At 71.9% G+C, this 16,109-nt stretch carries 13 protein-coding genes; 9 read left to right on the top strand and 4 right to left on the bottom strand.

The genetic code is table 11. From position 1 onward, the window contains the following. Nucleotides 1–299 precede the first annotated feature (299 nt). Nucleotides 300–1,589 (top strand): ATP-dependent Clp protease ATP-binding subunit ClpX, encoded by a 1,290-nt coding sequence (gene clpX, locus ACIQI7_RS12010; RefSeq protein ID WP_045696864.1) that lies wholly within the window; start codon nt 300–302, stop codon nt 1,587–1,589. 68 nt (nt 1,590–1,657) lie between these two features. On the opposite strand, the gene ACIQI7_RS12005 is transcribed toward clpX, so the two are convergent. After that, entirely contained in the window at nt 1,658–2,485 is an 828-nt protein-coding gene (locus tag ACIQI7_RS12005; RefSeq protein ID WP_401107888.1) for a hypothetical protein, read from the bottom strand. A 189-nt stretch (nt 2,486–2,674) separates the two neighbouring features. Between ACIQI7_RS12005 and ACIQI7_RS12000 the strand changes: the two genes are divergently transcribed. Together ACIQI7_RS12000 and ACIQI7_RS11995 are read left to right on the top strand one after the other, a co-directional pair. Next, a complete protein-coding gene (locus tag ACIQI7_RS12000) occupies nt 2,675–5,314 on the top strand; it encodes a valine--tRNA ligase (RefSeq protein ID WP_401107885.1) in 2,640 nt (879 codons plus the stop codon). Between the two features lie 308 nt (nt 5,315–5,622). Further along, entirely contained in the window at nt 5,623–6,147 is a 525-nt protein-coding gene (locus ACIQI7_RS11995) for a hypothetical protein (protein WP_387748194.1), read from the top strand. A gap of 31 nt (nt 6,148–6,178) precedes the next feature. Here the strand turns inward: ACIQI7_RS11995 and ACIQI7_RS11990 are convergent, their stop codons facing one another. The 3 genes from ACIQI7_RS11990 to ACIQI7_RS11980 all read right to left on the bottom strand — a co-directional run bounded on the left by ACIQI7_RS11990 (nt 6,179) and on the right by ACIQI7_RS11980 (nt 10,540). Then, nucleotides 6,179–7,741 carry a chitinase gene (locus ACIQI7_RS11990; RefSeq protein ID WP_401107882.1) on the bottom strand — a complete coding sequence of 521 codons (1,563 nt, stop codon included), beginning with the start codon at nt 7,739–7,741 and terminating at the stop codon, nt 6,179–6,181. Nucleotides 7,742–7,904: 163 nt separating this feature from the next. Then, nucleotides 7,905–9,050, bottom strand: coding sequence for a non-hydrolyzing UDP-N-acetylglucosamine 2-epimerase (gene wecB, locus ACIQI7_RS11985; protein ID WP_401107880.1), 1,146 nt, complete (start codon nt 9,048–9,050; stop codon nt 7,905–7,907). A 56-nt stretch (nt 9,051–9,106) separates the two neighbouring features. Then, complete coding sequence (locus ACIQI7_RS11980) at nt 9,107–10,540, bottom strand: glycosyltransferase family 2 protein (protein WP_401107877.1); 1,434 nt, start codon at nt 10,538–10,540, stop codon at nt 9,107–9,109. A 184-nt stretch (nt 10,541–10,724) separates the two neighbouring features. On the opposite strand from ACIQI7_RS11980, the gene ACIQI7_RS11975 reads away from it, so the two are divergent. The 6 genes from ACIQI7_RS11975 (at nt 10,725) to mreD (ending at nt 16,065) form a co-directional block, all read left to right on the top strand. Further along, nucleotides 10,725–12,116, top strand: coding sequence for a bifunctional folylpolyglutamate synthase/dihydrofolate synthase (locus ACIQI7_RS11975; RefSeq protein ID WP_401107874.1), 1,392 nt, complete (start codon nt 10,725–10,727; stop codon nt 12,114–12,116). Between the two features lies 1 nt (nt 12,117). Further along, nucleotides 12,118–12,468, top strand: a complete 351-nt coding sequence (locus tag ACIQI7_RS11970) for a DUF4233 domain-containing protein (protein WP_401107873.1) — start codon at nt 12,118–12,120, stop codon at nt 12,466–12,468. Between the two features lie 107 nt (nt 12,469–12,575). After that, nucleotides 12,576–12,989, top strand: coding sequence for a nucleoside-diphosphate kinase (gene ndk / locus ACIQI7_RS11965; protein ID WP_401107870.1), 414 nt, complete (start codon nt 12,576–12,578; stop codon nt 12,987–12,989). Nucleotides 12,990–13,316: 327 nt separating this feature from the next. Beyond that, nucleotides 13,317–14,342: a rod shape-determining protein gene (locus ACIQI7_RS11960; RefSeq protein WP_049648984.1), complete on the top strand. Its 1,026-nt coding sequence runs from the start codon at nt 13,317–13,319 to the stop codon at nt 14,340–14,342. Nucleotides 14,343–14,457: 115 nt separating this feature from the next. Further along, nucleotides 14,458–15,423 (top strand): rod shape-determining protein MreC, encoded by a 966-nt coding sequence (mreC, locus tag ACIQI7_RS11955; RefSeq protein WP_401107868.1) that lies wholly within the window; start codon nt 14,458–14,460, stop codon nt 15,421–15,423. A 3-nt stretch (nt 15,424–15,426) separates the two neighbouring features. Continuing rightward, nucleotides 15,427–16,065 (top strand): rod shape-determining protein MreD, encoded by a 639-nt coding sequence (gene mreD, locus ACIQI7_RS11950; RefSeq protein ID WP_387748208.1) that lies wholly within the window; start codon nt 15,427–15,429, stop codon nt 16,063–16,065. Nucleotides 16,066–16,109: the final 44 nt, after the last annotated feature.

Here is a 16,109-nt window from a genome sequence, read left to right as displayed (position 1 = left end):
GCCGCCCCCCCGCGGGGGGGGGGCCCCCCCCGCGCCCGGGGGGGGGGGGGGGGGGGGGGGGGGGGGGGGGGGGCCCGGGGGGGGCCCCCCCCCCCGCCCCGGCCCATCCGCGGGCCCGCGCGACGGCATCTGTTCGGTATCAATTCGCCCAGGGCGTAGGGCAGACCTGGCGAAGAGGCCGGAATCACGGGCCCGGCAGAGTACCGTCGGATAGCGAGACCGAGCGCCGTCGGCGTTGACGGTCCACAGCACCAGGCCCCGGAACCCCTGCGGGGCCCCTGGCGAAGGGGAAGCACCTCGTGGCACGCATCGGAGACGGTGGCGACCTGCTCAAGTGCTCGTTCTGCGGCAAGTCGCAGAAGCAGGTGAAGAAGCTGATCGCCGGCCCAGGCGTGTACATCTGCGACGAGTGCATCGACCTGTGCAACGAGATCATCGAGGAGGAACTCGCCGAGACCTCCGAGGTGCGCTTCGAGGAGCTCCCGAAGCCCCGCGAGATCTACGAGTTCCTGGACCAGTACGTGGTCGGCCAGGACCTCGCCAAGAAGGCGCTGTCGGTCGCCGTCTACAACCACTACAAGCGGGTCCAGGCCGGCGAGGCGGGCCGCAGCGGTGGCAACGGCCGCGAGGACGCCATCGAGCTGGCCAAGTCCAACATCCTGCTGCTGGGCCCCACCGGCTCCGGCAAGACGCTGCTGGCGCAGACCCTGGCCCGGATGCTGAACGTGCCGTTCGCGATCGCGGACGCCACCGCGCTGACCGAGGCCGGCTACGTCGGCGAGGACGTCGAGAACATCCTGCTCAAGCTGATCCAGGCGGCCGACTACGACGTCAAGAAGGCCGAGACCGGGATCATCTACATCGACGAGATCGACAAGGTCGCGCGCAAGAGCGAGAACCCGTCGATCACCCGGGACGTCTCCGGCGAGGGCGTGCAGCAGGCCCTGCTGAAGATCCTGGAGGGCACCACCGCCTCGGTGCCGCCGCAGGGCGGGCGCAAGCACCCGCACCAGGAGTTCATCCAGATCGACACCACCAACGTGCTGTTCATCGTCGGCGGCGCGTTCGCCGGCCTGGAGCGGATCATCGAGGGCCGCGCGGGTGCCAAGGGCATCGGCTTCGGCGCCAACATCCGCTCCAAGCGGGAGTCGGACGCCAGCGACCACTTCCGCCAGGTGATGCCCGAGGACCTGGTCAAGTTCGGCATGATCCCCGAGTTCATCGGCCGTCTGCCGGTGATCACCAGCGTGCACAACCTGGACCGCGAGGCGCTGCTCCAGATCCTCACCGAGCCGCGCAACGCGCTGGTGAAGCAGTACCGCAAGCTGTTCGAACTGGACGGCGTGGAGCTGGAGTTCTCCCGGGACGCGCTGGAGGCGATCGCCGACCAGGCGATCCTGCGCGGCACCGGCGCGCGCGGGCTGCGGGCCATCATGGAGGAGGTGCTGATGTCCGTGATGTACGAGGTCCCCTCGCGCCAGGACGTCGCCCGCGTGGTGGTCACCGGTGACGTGGTCTCCAAGCACGCCATCCCCACCCTGGTGCCGCGCGACATGATCAAGCGCGAGCGCCGGGAGAAGAGCGCCTGACCCGAGGCCTCCGGCACGCGAAGGGGCCCCGCACCGATCCGGTGCGGGGCCCCTTCGCGTGCTGCGCGCTACTTGGCGACCTTCATGGCGTCGCGGATCGCCCGGGTCTTCTCCGCGGCCTGGTCCGGGGTGATGCCCTGGCCGCCGGCGTCACCGGTGGCGGTCAGGCTCATCTTGGTGAAGGTCACCCGGCCGTAGGTGGACTTGTCCGCCCACACGCAGACCGTCGAGCCGGTCTTGCCGGCGAGGACGCTCATGACGCCGCAGCTGAGCTTGCCCGCGGAGGCACGGCTGTCCTTCGCCGGGTAGTCGGCCATCGGCGTGGTCCAGGTCGCCGCGCCGCTCGAGGACTTCGACTCGGTGATGATCTGGTCCGGGTCGTTGATGTCCCCGTAGATGCCGACCACCGACAGCGAGTCCACGTTCTTGACGTCGGTGCCCTTGCTGTAGCTGGCAACCAGCGCGTGCAGGTCCTTGCCGACCTTCGCGACGTCGGGCTTGCTCATGTCGGCGGCCTCCTCCTTCGCCGACTTCTGGACGTAGCCGTCCAGCAGCGTCTGCGGGGCGCTGAGCTTGTACTGGCCGCCCGCGTCGCTGCCGCCGAGGAACTTCCACGCCGCGAAGCCGCCGCCGCCCAGCACCAGCGCGCCGATCACCAGGCCGACGACCAGGCCGCCCTTGCCCTTCGGCGGCGGGGCCACCGGGTAGCCCGGCTGGCCGTACGGCGCCTGCGGCGGCACGCCGTACGGCTGCTGGGGCGCGCCGTAGGGCTGCTGCTGCGGATAGCCGTACTGGGGCTGGGGCGCGCCGTAGGGCTGCTGCGGCTGGCCGTACTGCGGCTGGCCCCCGTAGGGCTGCGGCTGTCCCTGCGGGTACTGCTGTCCCTGGCCGTACATCTGCGTCTGCGCTCCCCCGCCGCATCCGCGGCCTGTCGTGGTGTCCGTCGTTCCGTGCCCGTCCGTTCCGCCGGACGAGTGCCCGGGCACGGTACCGCACGGCGCCCGGCCGGGGCCCGTCCGGGCGCGGCGGGTCCGCGGACCGAAAGCGGTTCGTGACCCTCCTCCCGGTTACGTAAACTGTGCGTCGTGACCGACACGACGAACCAGCGCCCCGTGAGCACCTCTGCCGGGGACGAAGCAGCAACCCTCCCGACGACCTACACCCCCGCGGACGTAGAGGGCGAGCTGTACGAGCGCTGGGTAGAGCGTGGGTACTTCACGGCGGACGCGAAGAGCGACAAGCCCGCGTACACGATCGTCATCCCCCCGCCGAACGTCACCGGCGTCCTGCACCTGGGCCACGCCTTCCAGCACACGCTGATGGACGCGCTGACCCGCCGCAAGCGCATGCAGGGCTTCGAGACCCTCTGGCTGCCGGGCATGGACCACGCCGGCATCGCCACCCAGAACAAGGTCGAGCAGCAGCTCGCCGAGGCCGGCCTGTCCCGGCACGACCTGGGCCGGGAGGCCTTCGTCGACAAGGTCTGGGAGTGGAAGAAGAGCTACGGCGGCCGCATCCTCGGCCAGATGCGCCGGCTCGGCGACGGCGTGGACTGGTCGCGCGAGCGCTTCACCATGGACGAGGGCCTGTCCCAGGCCGTCCAGACCATCTTCAAGCGGCTGTTCGACGACGGCCTGATCTACCGCGCCGAGCGCATCATCAACTGGTGCCCGCGCTGCCTCACCGCGCTCTCCGACATCGAGGTGGAGCACGAGGACACCCCGGGCGAGCTGGTCTCGATCCGCTACGGCGAGGGCGAGGACTCGATCGTCGTCGCCACCACCCGGGCCGAGACGATGCTGGGCGACACCGCGGTGGCCGTCCACCCCGAGGACGAGCGGTACAAGCACCTGGTCGGCCGAACCATCAAGCTGCCGCTGACCGACCGCGAGATCCCGGTCGTCGCGGACGAGCACGTCGACCCGGAGTTCGGCACCGGCGCCGTCAAGGTGACGCCCGCGCACGACCCGAACGACTTCGCCATCGGCCAGCGCCACGACCTGCCGAACCTGACCGTGATGGACGACCGCGGTGCGATCACCGTGCACGGCCCGTTCCTCGGCATGGACCGGCTGGAGGCCCGCTCGGCCGTCGTCGGCGCGCTGCGCGAGCAGGGCCGGATCGTCGCCGAGAAGCGCCCGTACATGCACGCCGTGGGCCACTGCTCGCGCTGCCACACCGTGGTCGAGCCGCGGCTGTCGCTCCAGTGGTGGGTCAAGGTCGAGCCGCTGGCCAAGGCGGCCGGCGACGCCGTCCGCGACGGCAAGGTGGAGATCCACCCGAAGGAGCTCGAGCGCCGCTACTTCGACTGGGTCGACAACATGTACGACTGGTGCATCTCGCGCCAGCTCTGGTGGGGCCACCGGATCCCGGTCTGGTACGGCCCCGAGGGCGAGGTCGTCTGCGTCGGACCGGACGAGCAGCCGCCGACCGGCGAGGGCTGGGTCCAGGACCCGGACGTCCTGGACACCTGGTTCTCCTCCGGCCTGTGGCCGTTCTCCACGCTCGGCTGGCCGGAGAAGACCGCCGACCTGGAGAAGTTCTACCCGACCGACGTCCTGGTGACCGGCCACGACATCATCTTCTTCTGGGTCGCCCGGATGATGATGTTCGGCCTCTACGCGATGGACGGCGAGGCGCCGTTCAAGACCGTCGCCCTGACCGGACTGGTCCGCGACGAGTTCGGCAAGAAGATGTCGAAGTCCTCCGGCACCGCCGTGGACCCGCTGGACTGGATGGACGCCTACGGCGCCGACGCCGTCCGCTTCACGCTGGCCCGCGGCGCGAACCCGGGCGCCGACGTGCCGATCGGCGAGGACTGGGTCAAGGGCTCGCGCAACTTCTGCAACAAGATCTGGAACGCGACCCGCTTCGCGCTGATGAACGGCGCCACCGTCGAGGGCCCGCTGCCCGCGCCGGAGGAGCTGACCGCGGCCGACCGCTGGATCCTCTCGCGGCTGAACGCCACCGTCGCCCAGGTCGACGCGCTGTACGACGACTTCGAGTTCGCCAAGGTCTCGGACGCGCTGTACCACTTCGCCTGGGACGAGGTCTTCGACTGGTACGTCGAGCTCTCCAAGACCACCCTGGCCAAGGGCGACGCGCAGGCGGACGCCTCGCGCCGGGTCCTCGGAGAGGTTCTGGACGTCACCCTGCGGCTGCTGCACCCGGTCGTCCCGTTCGTCACCGAGACGCTCTGGACCACCCTCACCGGCGCCGAGTCGCTGGTCGTCACCGAGTGGCCGAAGGACAGCGGCTTCCGCGACACCGCGGCCGAGGCCGAGATCGCCACGCTGCAGCAGGTGGTCACCGAGGTCCGCCGGTTCCGTACGGACCAGGGCCTGCAGGACCGCCAGCGCGTCCCGGCCGCCGTGGAGCTGGGCGGCACCGTGCTGGCCGCCCACGAGGACGCGATCCGCTCGCTGCTGCGGCTGACCGTCCCCGAGGAGGGCTTCACGGCCACCGCCTCGCTGCCGGTGGCCGGTGCCACCGTCTCGCTGGACCTCTCCGGCACCATCGACGTCGAGGCCGAGCGCAAGCGCCTGGCCAAGGACCTCGCGGCCGCCGAGAAGGAGAAGGCCCAGACCACCGCCAAGCTCGGCAACGAGGCGTTCCTCGCCAAGGCGCCGGACGAGGTGGTCGCCAAGATCCGCGGCCGCCAGGAGGCCGCCGAGGCCGACATCGCCCGGATCACCGCCCAGCTGGCGGCGCTGCCGCAGGGCTGAGCCCGGACCGGTCCCGAGGGGCCGCACGCCGCGACACGCGGGGTGCGGCCCCTCGGGCTTTTCCGGGGCCCGCTTCCGGAACGGCTTCCCGGTGCTTTCACTACACCAAATAGCCCAGGAACATTGCTCCCTTCCGGCGAATTATCATCCTGCGACCGGGTGAGGTCCTATTCCGAGCGAATTGATTCCGGTCTTGCCCGCGCGGGTTCGCGGAAGTTTGCAGGTCCGCTGTGTACCGTGTGCACGGAGTTTCCGAATGGGCGTTTCCGCTGAGCGTTCCAGCTGAGCGACGGACGGGAGGGCATGGCGTGGTGGTGACCGAGGAGTTGGTCGACGAACTGCCTGCCGAGGCGGTCGAGGAGGCCAAGGCCAGGGCGGCGACCCTGTTGCTCGCGTTCCGGCACGGGAACCAGCTCGCGTTCGACCACGAGCTGGACCTGCTGTTCGCCGAGCACGCCGAGCGCGAGGTGACCACCCTGCTCGCCTGGATCGCCGCCGAGGCCGTCCGCAAGGCGTACGCCCCCGAGGTCGGCGACCGGGTGCTGCGGGCGATGGCCCGGCGCGCCCCGGACGACACCGGCGGGGTCGAGGTGGACGAGGAGACCGCGAGCGCCGCCCAGCTGATCGAGGCGGTGGCGGCCGGCGAGGTGGCCGAGGTCCGCGGCCTGGTGGCGGCGACGCCCGACACCACCTTCCTGCTGGGCGGTCTGCTGCAGGGCGTCGCGATGATGCTGCCGCTGCTGCCGGAGGGTGAACTGGCCGAGATCACGGCCGAGTTGCGCCGTCGGCACGGCGGTGCCGCGCATGTGCCGGAGGCCCGGGCCGGGGTCTGAACCCGGGCCGCCGGCAGGCCGGCCGTGCCGGTTACGGCATGGCGTGCAGGTGCGAGCCGATGGTGTTGGCGACCGGGTTGCCCGCCTTGGCGTCCCAGTTGGTCGACCAGGTCATCGCGCCGCCGATGCCCGGCCACGTGGTATCCGGCTTGTAGCTGCCGCAGTTGGTGCCGGAGGCCAGGCAGTCCAGCGCGTTGTTGACGGTGCCGGCGGCGACGTACCCGCCGCCCGCGGCGCTGGTGGAGGCCGGCACCCCGAGGCCCACCTGGTCGGGCCGCAGCCCGCCCTTGAGCTGGATGCAGGCCAGCGCGGTGAGGAAGTTCTCGGTGCCCTGGGAGTAGACGTTCCCGTCGCAGCCGTTCATCGCACCGGAGTTGTAGTACTGCATGTTGACGATGGTGAGGATGTCCTTCACGTTCAGCGCCAGTTTGAAGTACTCCATGCCGGTCGACTGCATGTCGATCGTCTGCGGTGCCATGGTGAGGACGAATCCGCTCCCCGCCTTTGCCGCCAGGGCGTGCAGCGCCTGGCCCATGTAGGTGGAGCTGATGCCGTTCTCCAGGTCGATGTCGATCCCGTCGAAGCCGTAGTTCTGCATCAGCGCCCAGGCGGTGCCGGTGAAGTTCGCGGCGGAGGCGGAATCTCCCACCCAGACCGTGCCGTTCTGTCCGCCGACCGAGAGCACCACCCGTTTCCCGGCCGCCCGCTTGGCCGCGATGTCGGCCTTGAACTGGGCGTCGGTGTAGCCGCCGAGGCGGGAGGAGAGGGCGGGGTCGAGGGTGAAGCTCAGGCCGCCGCGGGTGGCGGTGGCGTCCGCGAAGGAGACCGCGATGATGTCGTAGGCGGCCGGGACGTCGCTGATCCGCTGGACGGTGGCGCCGTTGTCGAAGTTCTGCCAGTAGCCGGTGAGGATGTGCTTGGGCAGGCCCGGGGGCTTGGTCGGGGTCGCCGTCGTCGTCGCGGTCGCGGTCGTCGTCGCGGTCGGGGAGGGACTGCCGGTCCCGGTGGCCGTCGGGCTCGGCGAGGCGGTGGTGGTGGCGGTCGCGGTCGGGCTCGGGGACGGCTGCGGTCCGCCGGGCCCGAGCAGCGAGACGTCGTCGGCGGCGAAGGCCGGCTGCCCGTACCAGCCGTGCAGGTAGACCGTGACGCTGGTGGTGTTCGGGCCGGTGGTGAAGCCGGTGCTCAGCTGGGACCAGGCGGTGCCGCCCGGGGTCCAGGTGCTGGGCTCGGTGCCGCCGGTGCCGCGGGCGCCCAGGTAGACGTACGAGCCCTGCACCCAGGAGCTCAGGGTGTACGAGGAGGAGGGCTTCACCGCGATGGTCTGGGTGCACTCGCCGGTGTCGCTCCCGGCCGGGGTGGAGCGCAGGGCGTAGCCGCCGGAGTGGGTGGTGGTGTTCTGGACGGTGCCGCTCGAACAGGTCCAGCCGGTCAGGTTCCCGCTCTCGAAGCCGCCGTTGGTGATCAGGTCGGTGTCGGCGGCGTGGGCGCCGGTGCCGCCGGCCAGGACGAGTCCGCCCAGGCCGATGACCAGGGCGCTCGCTCCGGCGAGCAGTGAGTGGACGGCGCGCGGGCGCCGGGGTCGGGCAGGTGGCATGAGGCCGTCTCCAGTGGGGGAGGCCCGGCGGCGCCTCGTGGGGGAGGAGCGCCGTCCGGGGTGTCGATGGTGCGTGCGGGAGCTACCGTCAACTCAAGTCCCTGTCGGGAAAGGAGACTTGCCTCACAAGGTGGAGTAGACCAATTCTGCTGTCAAGGGGGCCTTACGCGGCCAGCAGCTCGGCCTCGGCCTCGGCCGACTCGGCGATCGCCGCGGTCAGGGCGGCGATCCGGGCCGAGGCCAGGCCGTCCCCGTACGGGCTCGGCGTGGCCGCCAGCCGGGCGAGCCGCTCGGGGGTGTCGGAGAGCCAGGCGCGGGCCAGGGCGCCCAGCTCCTCGCCGGGGCGCACCAGCGCGGCGAAGCCGGCCGCCATCGCCTCCGGGCGCTCGGTGGAGCGGCGCACCACCAGCAGCGGGCGGCCGAGTACGGTGCACTCCTCCTGCACGCCGCCGGAGTCGGAGACCAGCAGCGCCGCGTGGCTCGCCAGGCCCAGGAAGTCGCCGTAGCCGACCGGGCCGGTGACGGCCAGCCGCTCCAGCAGGCCGTCCAGGCCGAACCGCTCGACGGCGGCCCGGGTGCGCGGGTGCATCGGGAACAGCACCGGGGTGCCGGCCCGGGCGATCCGGTCCAGCTCGGCGAGCACCGCGCCGAGCGCCTCGGCGGTGTCGGTGTTCTCCGGGCGGTGCACGGTGGCCAGCACGTACGCGTCCGGGCGCAGCCCGTGCGCGGCGAGCAGCGCGGCGCGGGCGGGCGCGTCCGGCAGCTGACGGCGGACCACCTCGACGACGGTGTTGCCGGTGAGCTCGATCCGGTCCTCGGCCAGCGACTCGGCGCGCAGGTTGGCGACGTTCTCGCCGGTGGCGGCGCAGAGCAGGTCGGAGACGTGGTCGACCATCACCCGGTTGTGCTCCTCGGGCATCGCCCGGTCGAAGCTGCGCAGCCCGGCCTCGACGTGGACCAGCGGGATCTCCCGGGCGTTGGCGGCCAGCGCGCCGGCCAGGGTGGCGTTGGTGTCGCCCTGGACGACCACGGCGAGCGGGCGGTCCTCGGCGAAGGCGGCGTCCAGCTGGCCCAGCGACTGGGCGATCTGGCCGGCCCGGGGGCGGCCGCCGACACCGGTGAGCAGCTCGGGCTCGGGCAGGTCGAGGTCGCGCAGGAAGCGGCCGGACATCGCCTCGTCCCAGTGCTGGCCGGTGTGCACCAGCCGGGTGGCGTCGCCGAGCTCGTGGATCAGCGGGGCGAGCTTGACCAGCTCGGGGCGGGTGCCCAGGACGACGGCGACGCTGGACGGGGGCAGGCACGGGCTCATGCGGGGACTCCGGAGGCGGTGGGGGAGGGGAGGCGAGGGGGTGGTGGGCGCGGGGCTCACGACTCGAGCGCGGTGGGGGCGCCGAGGGAGACCTTCTCGGCGTTGCGGCGGGTCTTGGCCCAGCCGTTGCGGCCGAGCAGCATCCGGACGGCGGCCCGGGCGGCGACCACGAACAGGTGGTAGGCGTAGAGCCAGACCAGGACGCCCCAGAGCAGGCCGGTGAGCCGGCCGCGGTCGGGGTGGACGAGCCGGCGGTAGGCGAGGCCCCAGAACACCATCGGCAGCGTGGCGAGCACGAAGACGAGCAGCATCCAGGGGCCGAACCGGAGCTGGAACTCGGCGGTCTCCTCGGGGAAGAGCACCAGGCCGGCGCCGGTGATCCCGAGCGAGAGCGGGAAGAGCAGCACCAGCAGCACGCAGACCACCGGCTGGAGGAAGGTGTACAGCACCTCGGCCTTGCCGGACAGGGTGTAGTGCGGGGAGCGCAGCACCCGGCCGGTGTAGCGCAGGCACTGCATGTTGCCCTGGGCCCAGCGGGTGCGCTGGGTGAGGAAGCGGCGCAGCGAGATCAGGCCCTCCTGGGAGACCTGGGCCTCGGTGACGTGGGTGAGCCGCCAGCCGGCCAGCCGCAGGTCGAGGCCGGACTCGTAGTCCTCCAGCAGGGCGCGCTCCGGCCAGGGGCGGCCGGCCCGGCCCTCTTCGGCGGTCAGCGAGTCGAGGGCGGTGAGCCGGACGAACTGGCCGTTGCCGCCGAGGCCGACGCTGCCGGTGCGGCGGCGCAGCAGCTGCATGCCGGCGTTGTTCGCCTGGAACTCGACGTCCTGCATCCGCACCAGCGCGCGGGCCAGGGCGTTGGCGGCCCGGCCACGACCGGGCAGCGGGAGTTCGTCGTCGGCGTTGCGCATCCGGACGCCGATCTGGACGGCGCCGGTGTCGGGCCGGCCGAGCGCCTTGGCGTTGCAGACCTGGGCGAGGGTGCCCGGGTCGAGCTGCCCGTCGGCGTCGACCACGCCGATCACCACCCGGGAGCGGTCGGTGTCCTCGGGCAGCCAGGCGGAGATCTCCCGGTAGGCGGCGTTGAGGGCGGCGCCCTTGCCGATCCGGGCGTGCGGGCGGCGGCGCTGGACCAGGTGGACCCGCGGGTCGCGGGCCGCGGCGGCGAGCACCAGGTCGCGGGTGGCGTCCTCGCTGTCGTCGTCGATCACCCAGAGGTGGGCCTCAGGCGCGCTGGTCCGCAGGCCGTCCAGGGTCTGGGTGACCACGGCCTCCTCGTCGCGGCAGGGGATCACCAGGTGCCACTGGAGGGTGGCGGGGTCGCCGGGCTCGGCGGGCCGGTTGTGCCGGAAGGCGTGCCGGGAGCCCGCCCAGTACACGAGGAAGCGCCCGAAGACCAGGGCCATGTAGCCGACGAGGGCCAGCGAGATCAGTCCGGCGACCCAGACGACGGCGTCCTGGCGAAGCACGACCCACTCGTGCAGGGCGTCGGGCATGGCGCAATGCTCCTCATGATCAAAGGCTGAAGGCTCCTGTCGGCTGCGAATCGATGCTTCATTGCGGTTCAGATCGCTAAATCAATAGTAAAGGGGGGAAACTAGATGATCATGGGAAAGAACGGGCAAAGTGGTCGTTCTCACCCCGTGAGGAGGAGCCGCCAGCGCTCCGTAGACTGTGGTCGTGAGCGACAAGGCCGACCCGAACCCGTACACCATCCGCCCCGCCGACGGCGGCACCGGCGACGCCCTGCGCGACGTCGAGACGGAGCTCTCCGAGCGCTGGCCGGAGAACAAGCTGGAGCCCTCGCTCGATCGGATCGAGGCGCTGATGGACATCCTGGGCCAGCCCCAGCGGTCCTTCCCCTCCATCCACATCACCGGCACCAACGGCAAGACCTCCACCGCCCGGATGATCGAGCAGCTGCTCAACACCTTCGAGCTGCGCACCGGCCGCTACACCAGCCCGCACGTGGAGTCCGTCACCGAGCGGATCAGCCTGGACGGCGCCCCGATCACCCCCGAGCGCTTCGTCGAGGTCTACCGCGACATCGAGCCCTACGTGCGGATGGTCGACGCGGCGCAGCCGGTGCCGATGTCCTTCTTCGAGGTGCTGACCGGCATGGCCTACGCCGCCTTCGCCGACGCCCCGGTGGACGTCGCCGTGGTCGAGGTCGGCATGGGCGGCTCCTGGGACGCCACCAACGTCATCGACGCCGTCGTCGCGGTGATCACCCCGATCGGGCTGGACCACACCGACAAGCTCGGCGAGACCACCGGCGAGATCGCGGTCGAGAAGTCCGGGATCATCAAGACCGGTTCCGTCGCGGTCGTCGCCCAGCAGCAGCTGGACGCCGCCGAGACCATCCTGCGCCGCGCCGTCGAGATCGACGCCACGGTCGCCCGCGAGGGCATGGAGTTCGGCGTGATCCGCCGTGAACTCGCCGTCGGCGGCCAGCTGGTGACGCTGCGCGGCCTCGGCGGCGAGGAGTACGAGGACGTCTTCATCCCGCTGCACGGCGAGCACCAGGCGCACAACGCGGCCCTCGCGCTGGCCGCGGTCGAGGCCTTCTTCGGCGTCGGCGGCGCGCGCGGCGGCCAGCTGGACGTGGACAAGATCCGCCAGGCCTTCTCCGGCGTCTCCTCGCCGGGCCGCCTGGAGGTCGTCCGCCGCAGCCCCACGATCGTCCTGGACGCCGCCCACAACCCGCACGGCGCCCGTGCCACCGTGGCCGCCCTCACCGAGTCCTTCGGCTTCACCCGGCTCGTCGGCGTGATCGGCACCTCCGGTGACAAGGACGTGGCCGGCGTGCTGGAGGCCTTCGAGCCGATCCTGGCCGAGGTCGTCATCACCCAGAACTCCACCCACCGCGCGATGGACGTCGACGCGCTCGCCGCCCTGGCCGTCGAGGTCTTCGGCGAGGACCGCGTCCAGGTCGAGCCCCGGCTCGACGACGCCATCGCCGCCGCCGTCACCCTCGCCGAGGAGGAGGGCGACCTCGGCGGCGCCGGGGTGCTGGTCACCGGTTCGGTCATCACGGTGGGCGAGGCCCGCCTGCTGCTCGGGAGGAAGTGACATGAGGACGCTCTGCTCCTCGACGCTGATCGGCGAAGCGCTGCTGGTCCTCTTCGCCGCCCTGGTCGCGATGCGGCTCTCCGACGTGTCCGCCGCGGAGGTCTGGACGGTCAGCGGCATCGCGATGGCGCTGTGCGTCCTGCTCTGCGGCATGATCAACCGCCCCGGCGCGGTGCAGATCGGCTGGGCGCTGCAGATCGGCCTGATCGCCAGCGGCTTCATCCTGCCGACCATGTTCGGCCTCGGCGTGGTCTTCGCCGGCCTGTGGTGGTGCTCGGTGCACTACGGCCGCAAGGTGGACGAGTTCAAGGCCGCCCGGGCGGCCGCGGAGGCCGCCGCGGTACAGGTCTGAGGCCCGGACCGGCGGACCGACACGCCGTGTACGCCAGGTAATCTCTGCCGTGTCGGCACCCTTGTCGACCCGACTGTCTGCCGAACCGAATCCCCAGGAGACGCACCGTGTCCCAGCGCACTCTCGTCCTGCTCAAGCCCGACGCCGTCCGCCGCGGCCTGGCCGGCGAGATCATCAGCCGCATCGAGCGCAAGGCCGGCTGGCGGTTCGCCGCCATCGAGCTGCGCACCTTCGACCGGGCGACGCTGGAGCAGCACTACGCGGAGCACGTCGGCCGCCCGTTCTACGAGCCGCTGCTGGAGTTCATGACCTCCGGTCCGTCGATCGCGCTGATCGTCGAGGGCGAGGAGGTCGTCAAGGGCATCCGCATGCTGGCCGGCGCCACCAACCCGCTGGAGGCCGGGGCCGGCACCATCCGCGGCGACTACGCGACGATCACCCGCGAGAACCTGATCCACGCCTCCGACTCCCCGGAGTCCGCCGAGCGCGAGATCAAGATCTTCTTCCCCTCGCACGCCTGATTCCACGAGCGGGCCCGGGCGACACGCCCGGCGGGACGTTCGTACCGCCCCGGTCGGGACCATTGGCCCGGCCGGGGCATTCTTATCGTGAAATAGGGAACTGGCGACGCCGACACGGCGTCCCAATCCTCGGAGATGCGATCACGCCCCGGACAATGGACGGCATGCCCCACGTCGACGTCCGTGCCGCCCGGCGTGACTACGATGGACGCGACTTAGGGCCCGGTAAGGCAGCTCAGCTGGTCTCCGCCCAAGCGTGGGCGCACGTTCGTCCACCCCCCATGAACTCCGAGCCCGGGAAGGCACCCACACCCCATGGCGAGCAACCTGTCGTTCATCGGCCGCGACTTGGCGATCGACCTCGGAACAGCCAACACGCTGGTGTACGTCAGGGGCAAGGGCATCGTCCTGAACGAGCCGTCCGTCGTCGCGGTGAACACCAACACCGGCGGGATCCTCGCCGTCGGCGCCGAGGCCAAGAAGATGATCGGCCGCACCCCGGGCAACATCGTCGCCATCCGCCCGCTCAAGGACGGCGTGATCGCCGACTTCGAGATCACCGAGCGGATGCTGCGGTACTTCATCCTCAAGATCCACCGGCGCCGCTACCTCGCCCGCCCGCGCGTCGTGGTCTGCGTGCCCTCCGGCATCACCGGCGTCGAGCGCCGCGCCGTCATCGAGGCCTCCTCGCAGGCCGGCGCGCGCCAGGTGCACATCATCGAGGAGCCGATGGCCGCCGCGATCGGCGCCGGCCTGCCCGTCCACGAGGCCACCGGCAACATGGTCGTCGACATCGGCGGCGGCACCACCGAGGTCGCCGTGATCTCGCTCGGCGGCATCGTCACCGCCCAGTCCATCCGGGTGGCCGGCGACGAGCTGGACAACGCGATCGTCCAGCACATCAAGAAGGAGTACTCGCTGCTCCTCGGCGAGCGCAGCGCCGAGCAGATCAAGATGAGCATCGGCAGCGCCTTCGGCCTGGAGGGCGAGAAGGACGAGCACGCCGAGATCCGCGGCCGCGACCTGGTCAGCGGCCTGCCCAAGACCGTGGTCATCTCCGCCGCCGAAGTCCGCGAGGCCATCGACGAGCCGGTCAACGCGATCATCGACGCGGTCAAGACCACCCTCGACCAGTGCCCGCCCGAGCTGGCCGGCGACGTCATGGACCGGGGCATCGTGCTCACCGGCGGCGGCGCCCTGCTGCGCGGCCTGGACGAGCGGCTGCGCCGCGAGACCGGCATGCCGATCCACATCGCGGAGAACCCGCTGGACTCCGTCGCACTCGGTTCCGGCAAGTGCGTCGAGGAGTTCGAGGCACTCCAGCAGGTACTCGACGCCTCGCCGCGTCGTTGACAGGTCGCCGCACCACCGGCACCACGCGTCACATCCGACACTCGACCGAACGGGCCGCCGCCCGGGCCCCACGGCCCGGGCCGGCGGCCGGGTACGAAGGGGCAGTACCAGCACCGTGAGGGACACCCGAGAGAGCCGGCTGCTGCTGATCCTGCTGGTGGCCGTCGCCTTCGCGCTGATCACCGTGGACATCAAGGGCGGCGAGGACTCCCCGCTCGGCCCGGCCCGACACGCCGCCGCCAGTGTCCTCGGACCGGTCGAGCGCGGCGCCGCCACCGTCGTCGACCCGGTCGCCGACACCGTCCGCGCCTTCCGGGACGCGGCCACCGACAGCGGCCGCACCGACCAGCTCGCCCGCGAGAACACCGAACTGCGCCAGAAGCTCGCCTCCTCCGACATGGCCGCCGGGCGCACCAAACAGCTGGACGACCTGCTGCGCACCGCCGGCGCCGGCGGCTACACCGTCAAGGCCGCCCAGGTCATCGCGATCGGCCCGGCCCAGGGCTTCTCCTGGACCATCACCCTCGACGCCGGCAGCGACGACGGCCTCACCCGCGACATGACGGTGATCAACGGTCAGGGCCTGGTCGGCCGGATCACCACCGTCGCCCCGACCACCGCCACCGTGCTGCTCGCCTCCGACCCCGGCTTCTCGGCCGGCACCAGGCTGGAGGGCACCGGCGAGATCGGCTTCGCCTCCGGCGGCGGCGACAGCCCGATGAAGGTCTCCCTGCTCAACGGCAAGGCCCAGGTCAAGGCCGGCGACCGGCTGGTCACCTTCGGCTCGCAGAGCGGCCGCCCGTTCGTGCCCGGCGTCCCGATCGGCAAGGTCGTCGAGGTCCAGGCCAACGCCGGCCAGCTGACCAAGACCGTCCTGGTCGAGCCCTTCGTCCAGTTCACCCGGCTCGACCTGGTCGGCGTGGTGGTCGTACCGCCGCGCGCCGACCCGCGCGACGCCGTCCTGCCACCGGCGCCCGCCGCGGGCCAGCCGGCCGCCGCACCCGGCCCGGCCGCCGCGCCCGGTCAGGTCCAGGCCACCGCGCCCGCCGCCCCGCCCGCCAAGCCCACTGGGGGGAACTGAGCCATGCGCCTCGCCCGCATCCCCGTCTCCGCCGGCCTCGTCCTGTTCGGCCTGATCCTCCAGGTCAGCGTGTTCGGCCGGCTCCAGCTCCCGGGAGCCACCCCGGACATACTGCTGCTCGTCGTGGTCGGCCTGGCCATGGTCTACGGACCCACCGGCGGCTGCCTGGTCGGCTTCGCGGGGGGCCTGCTGGCCGACCTCGCGCCGCCCTCCGACCACGCGATCGGCCGCTACGCGCTGGTCCTCTGCCTGATGGGCTACGCCGCCGGGCTGCTGCGCCCGGACCACGGCCGCCAGCGCTCCGTCGGCGGCTCACTGGTGGTCGTCGGCGCCGCCGCGATCGCCTCCACCCTGCTCTACGCGATGGTCGGCGCCCTGGTCGGCGACACCGCGGCCCGGCACGTCGGCCTCGGCGGACTGGTCATCAGCGCCCTGCTCTACGACCTGCTGCTGGCGCCCTTCGTGGTGCCGCTGGTGATGTACCTCGGCCGCCGCTTCGGGCGCGACCCGGTGGCCGCCGCGGACGACGACGAGAGCGGTTCCGGCCTGGGCACACTGGCCCGCTACCGCACCACCCGCGAGGCCTCCACCGGCCCGTCGTACAAGAAGCGGCGCGTGCCAGGCTTCGCCCGCCGCCCGTAGCCGGCCCGGCCCCGACCACCCGACCTCCCCGCACCCTGGAGCGC

Origin of the sequence: Kitasatospora sp. NPDC092039, from assembly GCF_044756065.1 — a bacterium.
GTDB lineage: Bacteria > Actinomycetota > Actinomycetes > Streptomycetales > Streptomycetaceae > Kitasatospora.
Note: the sequence above shows the minus strand (reverse complement) of the source record. Positions and strands in the feature narration are given on the sequence as shown.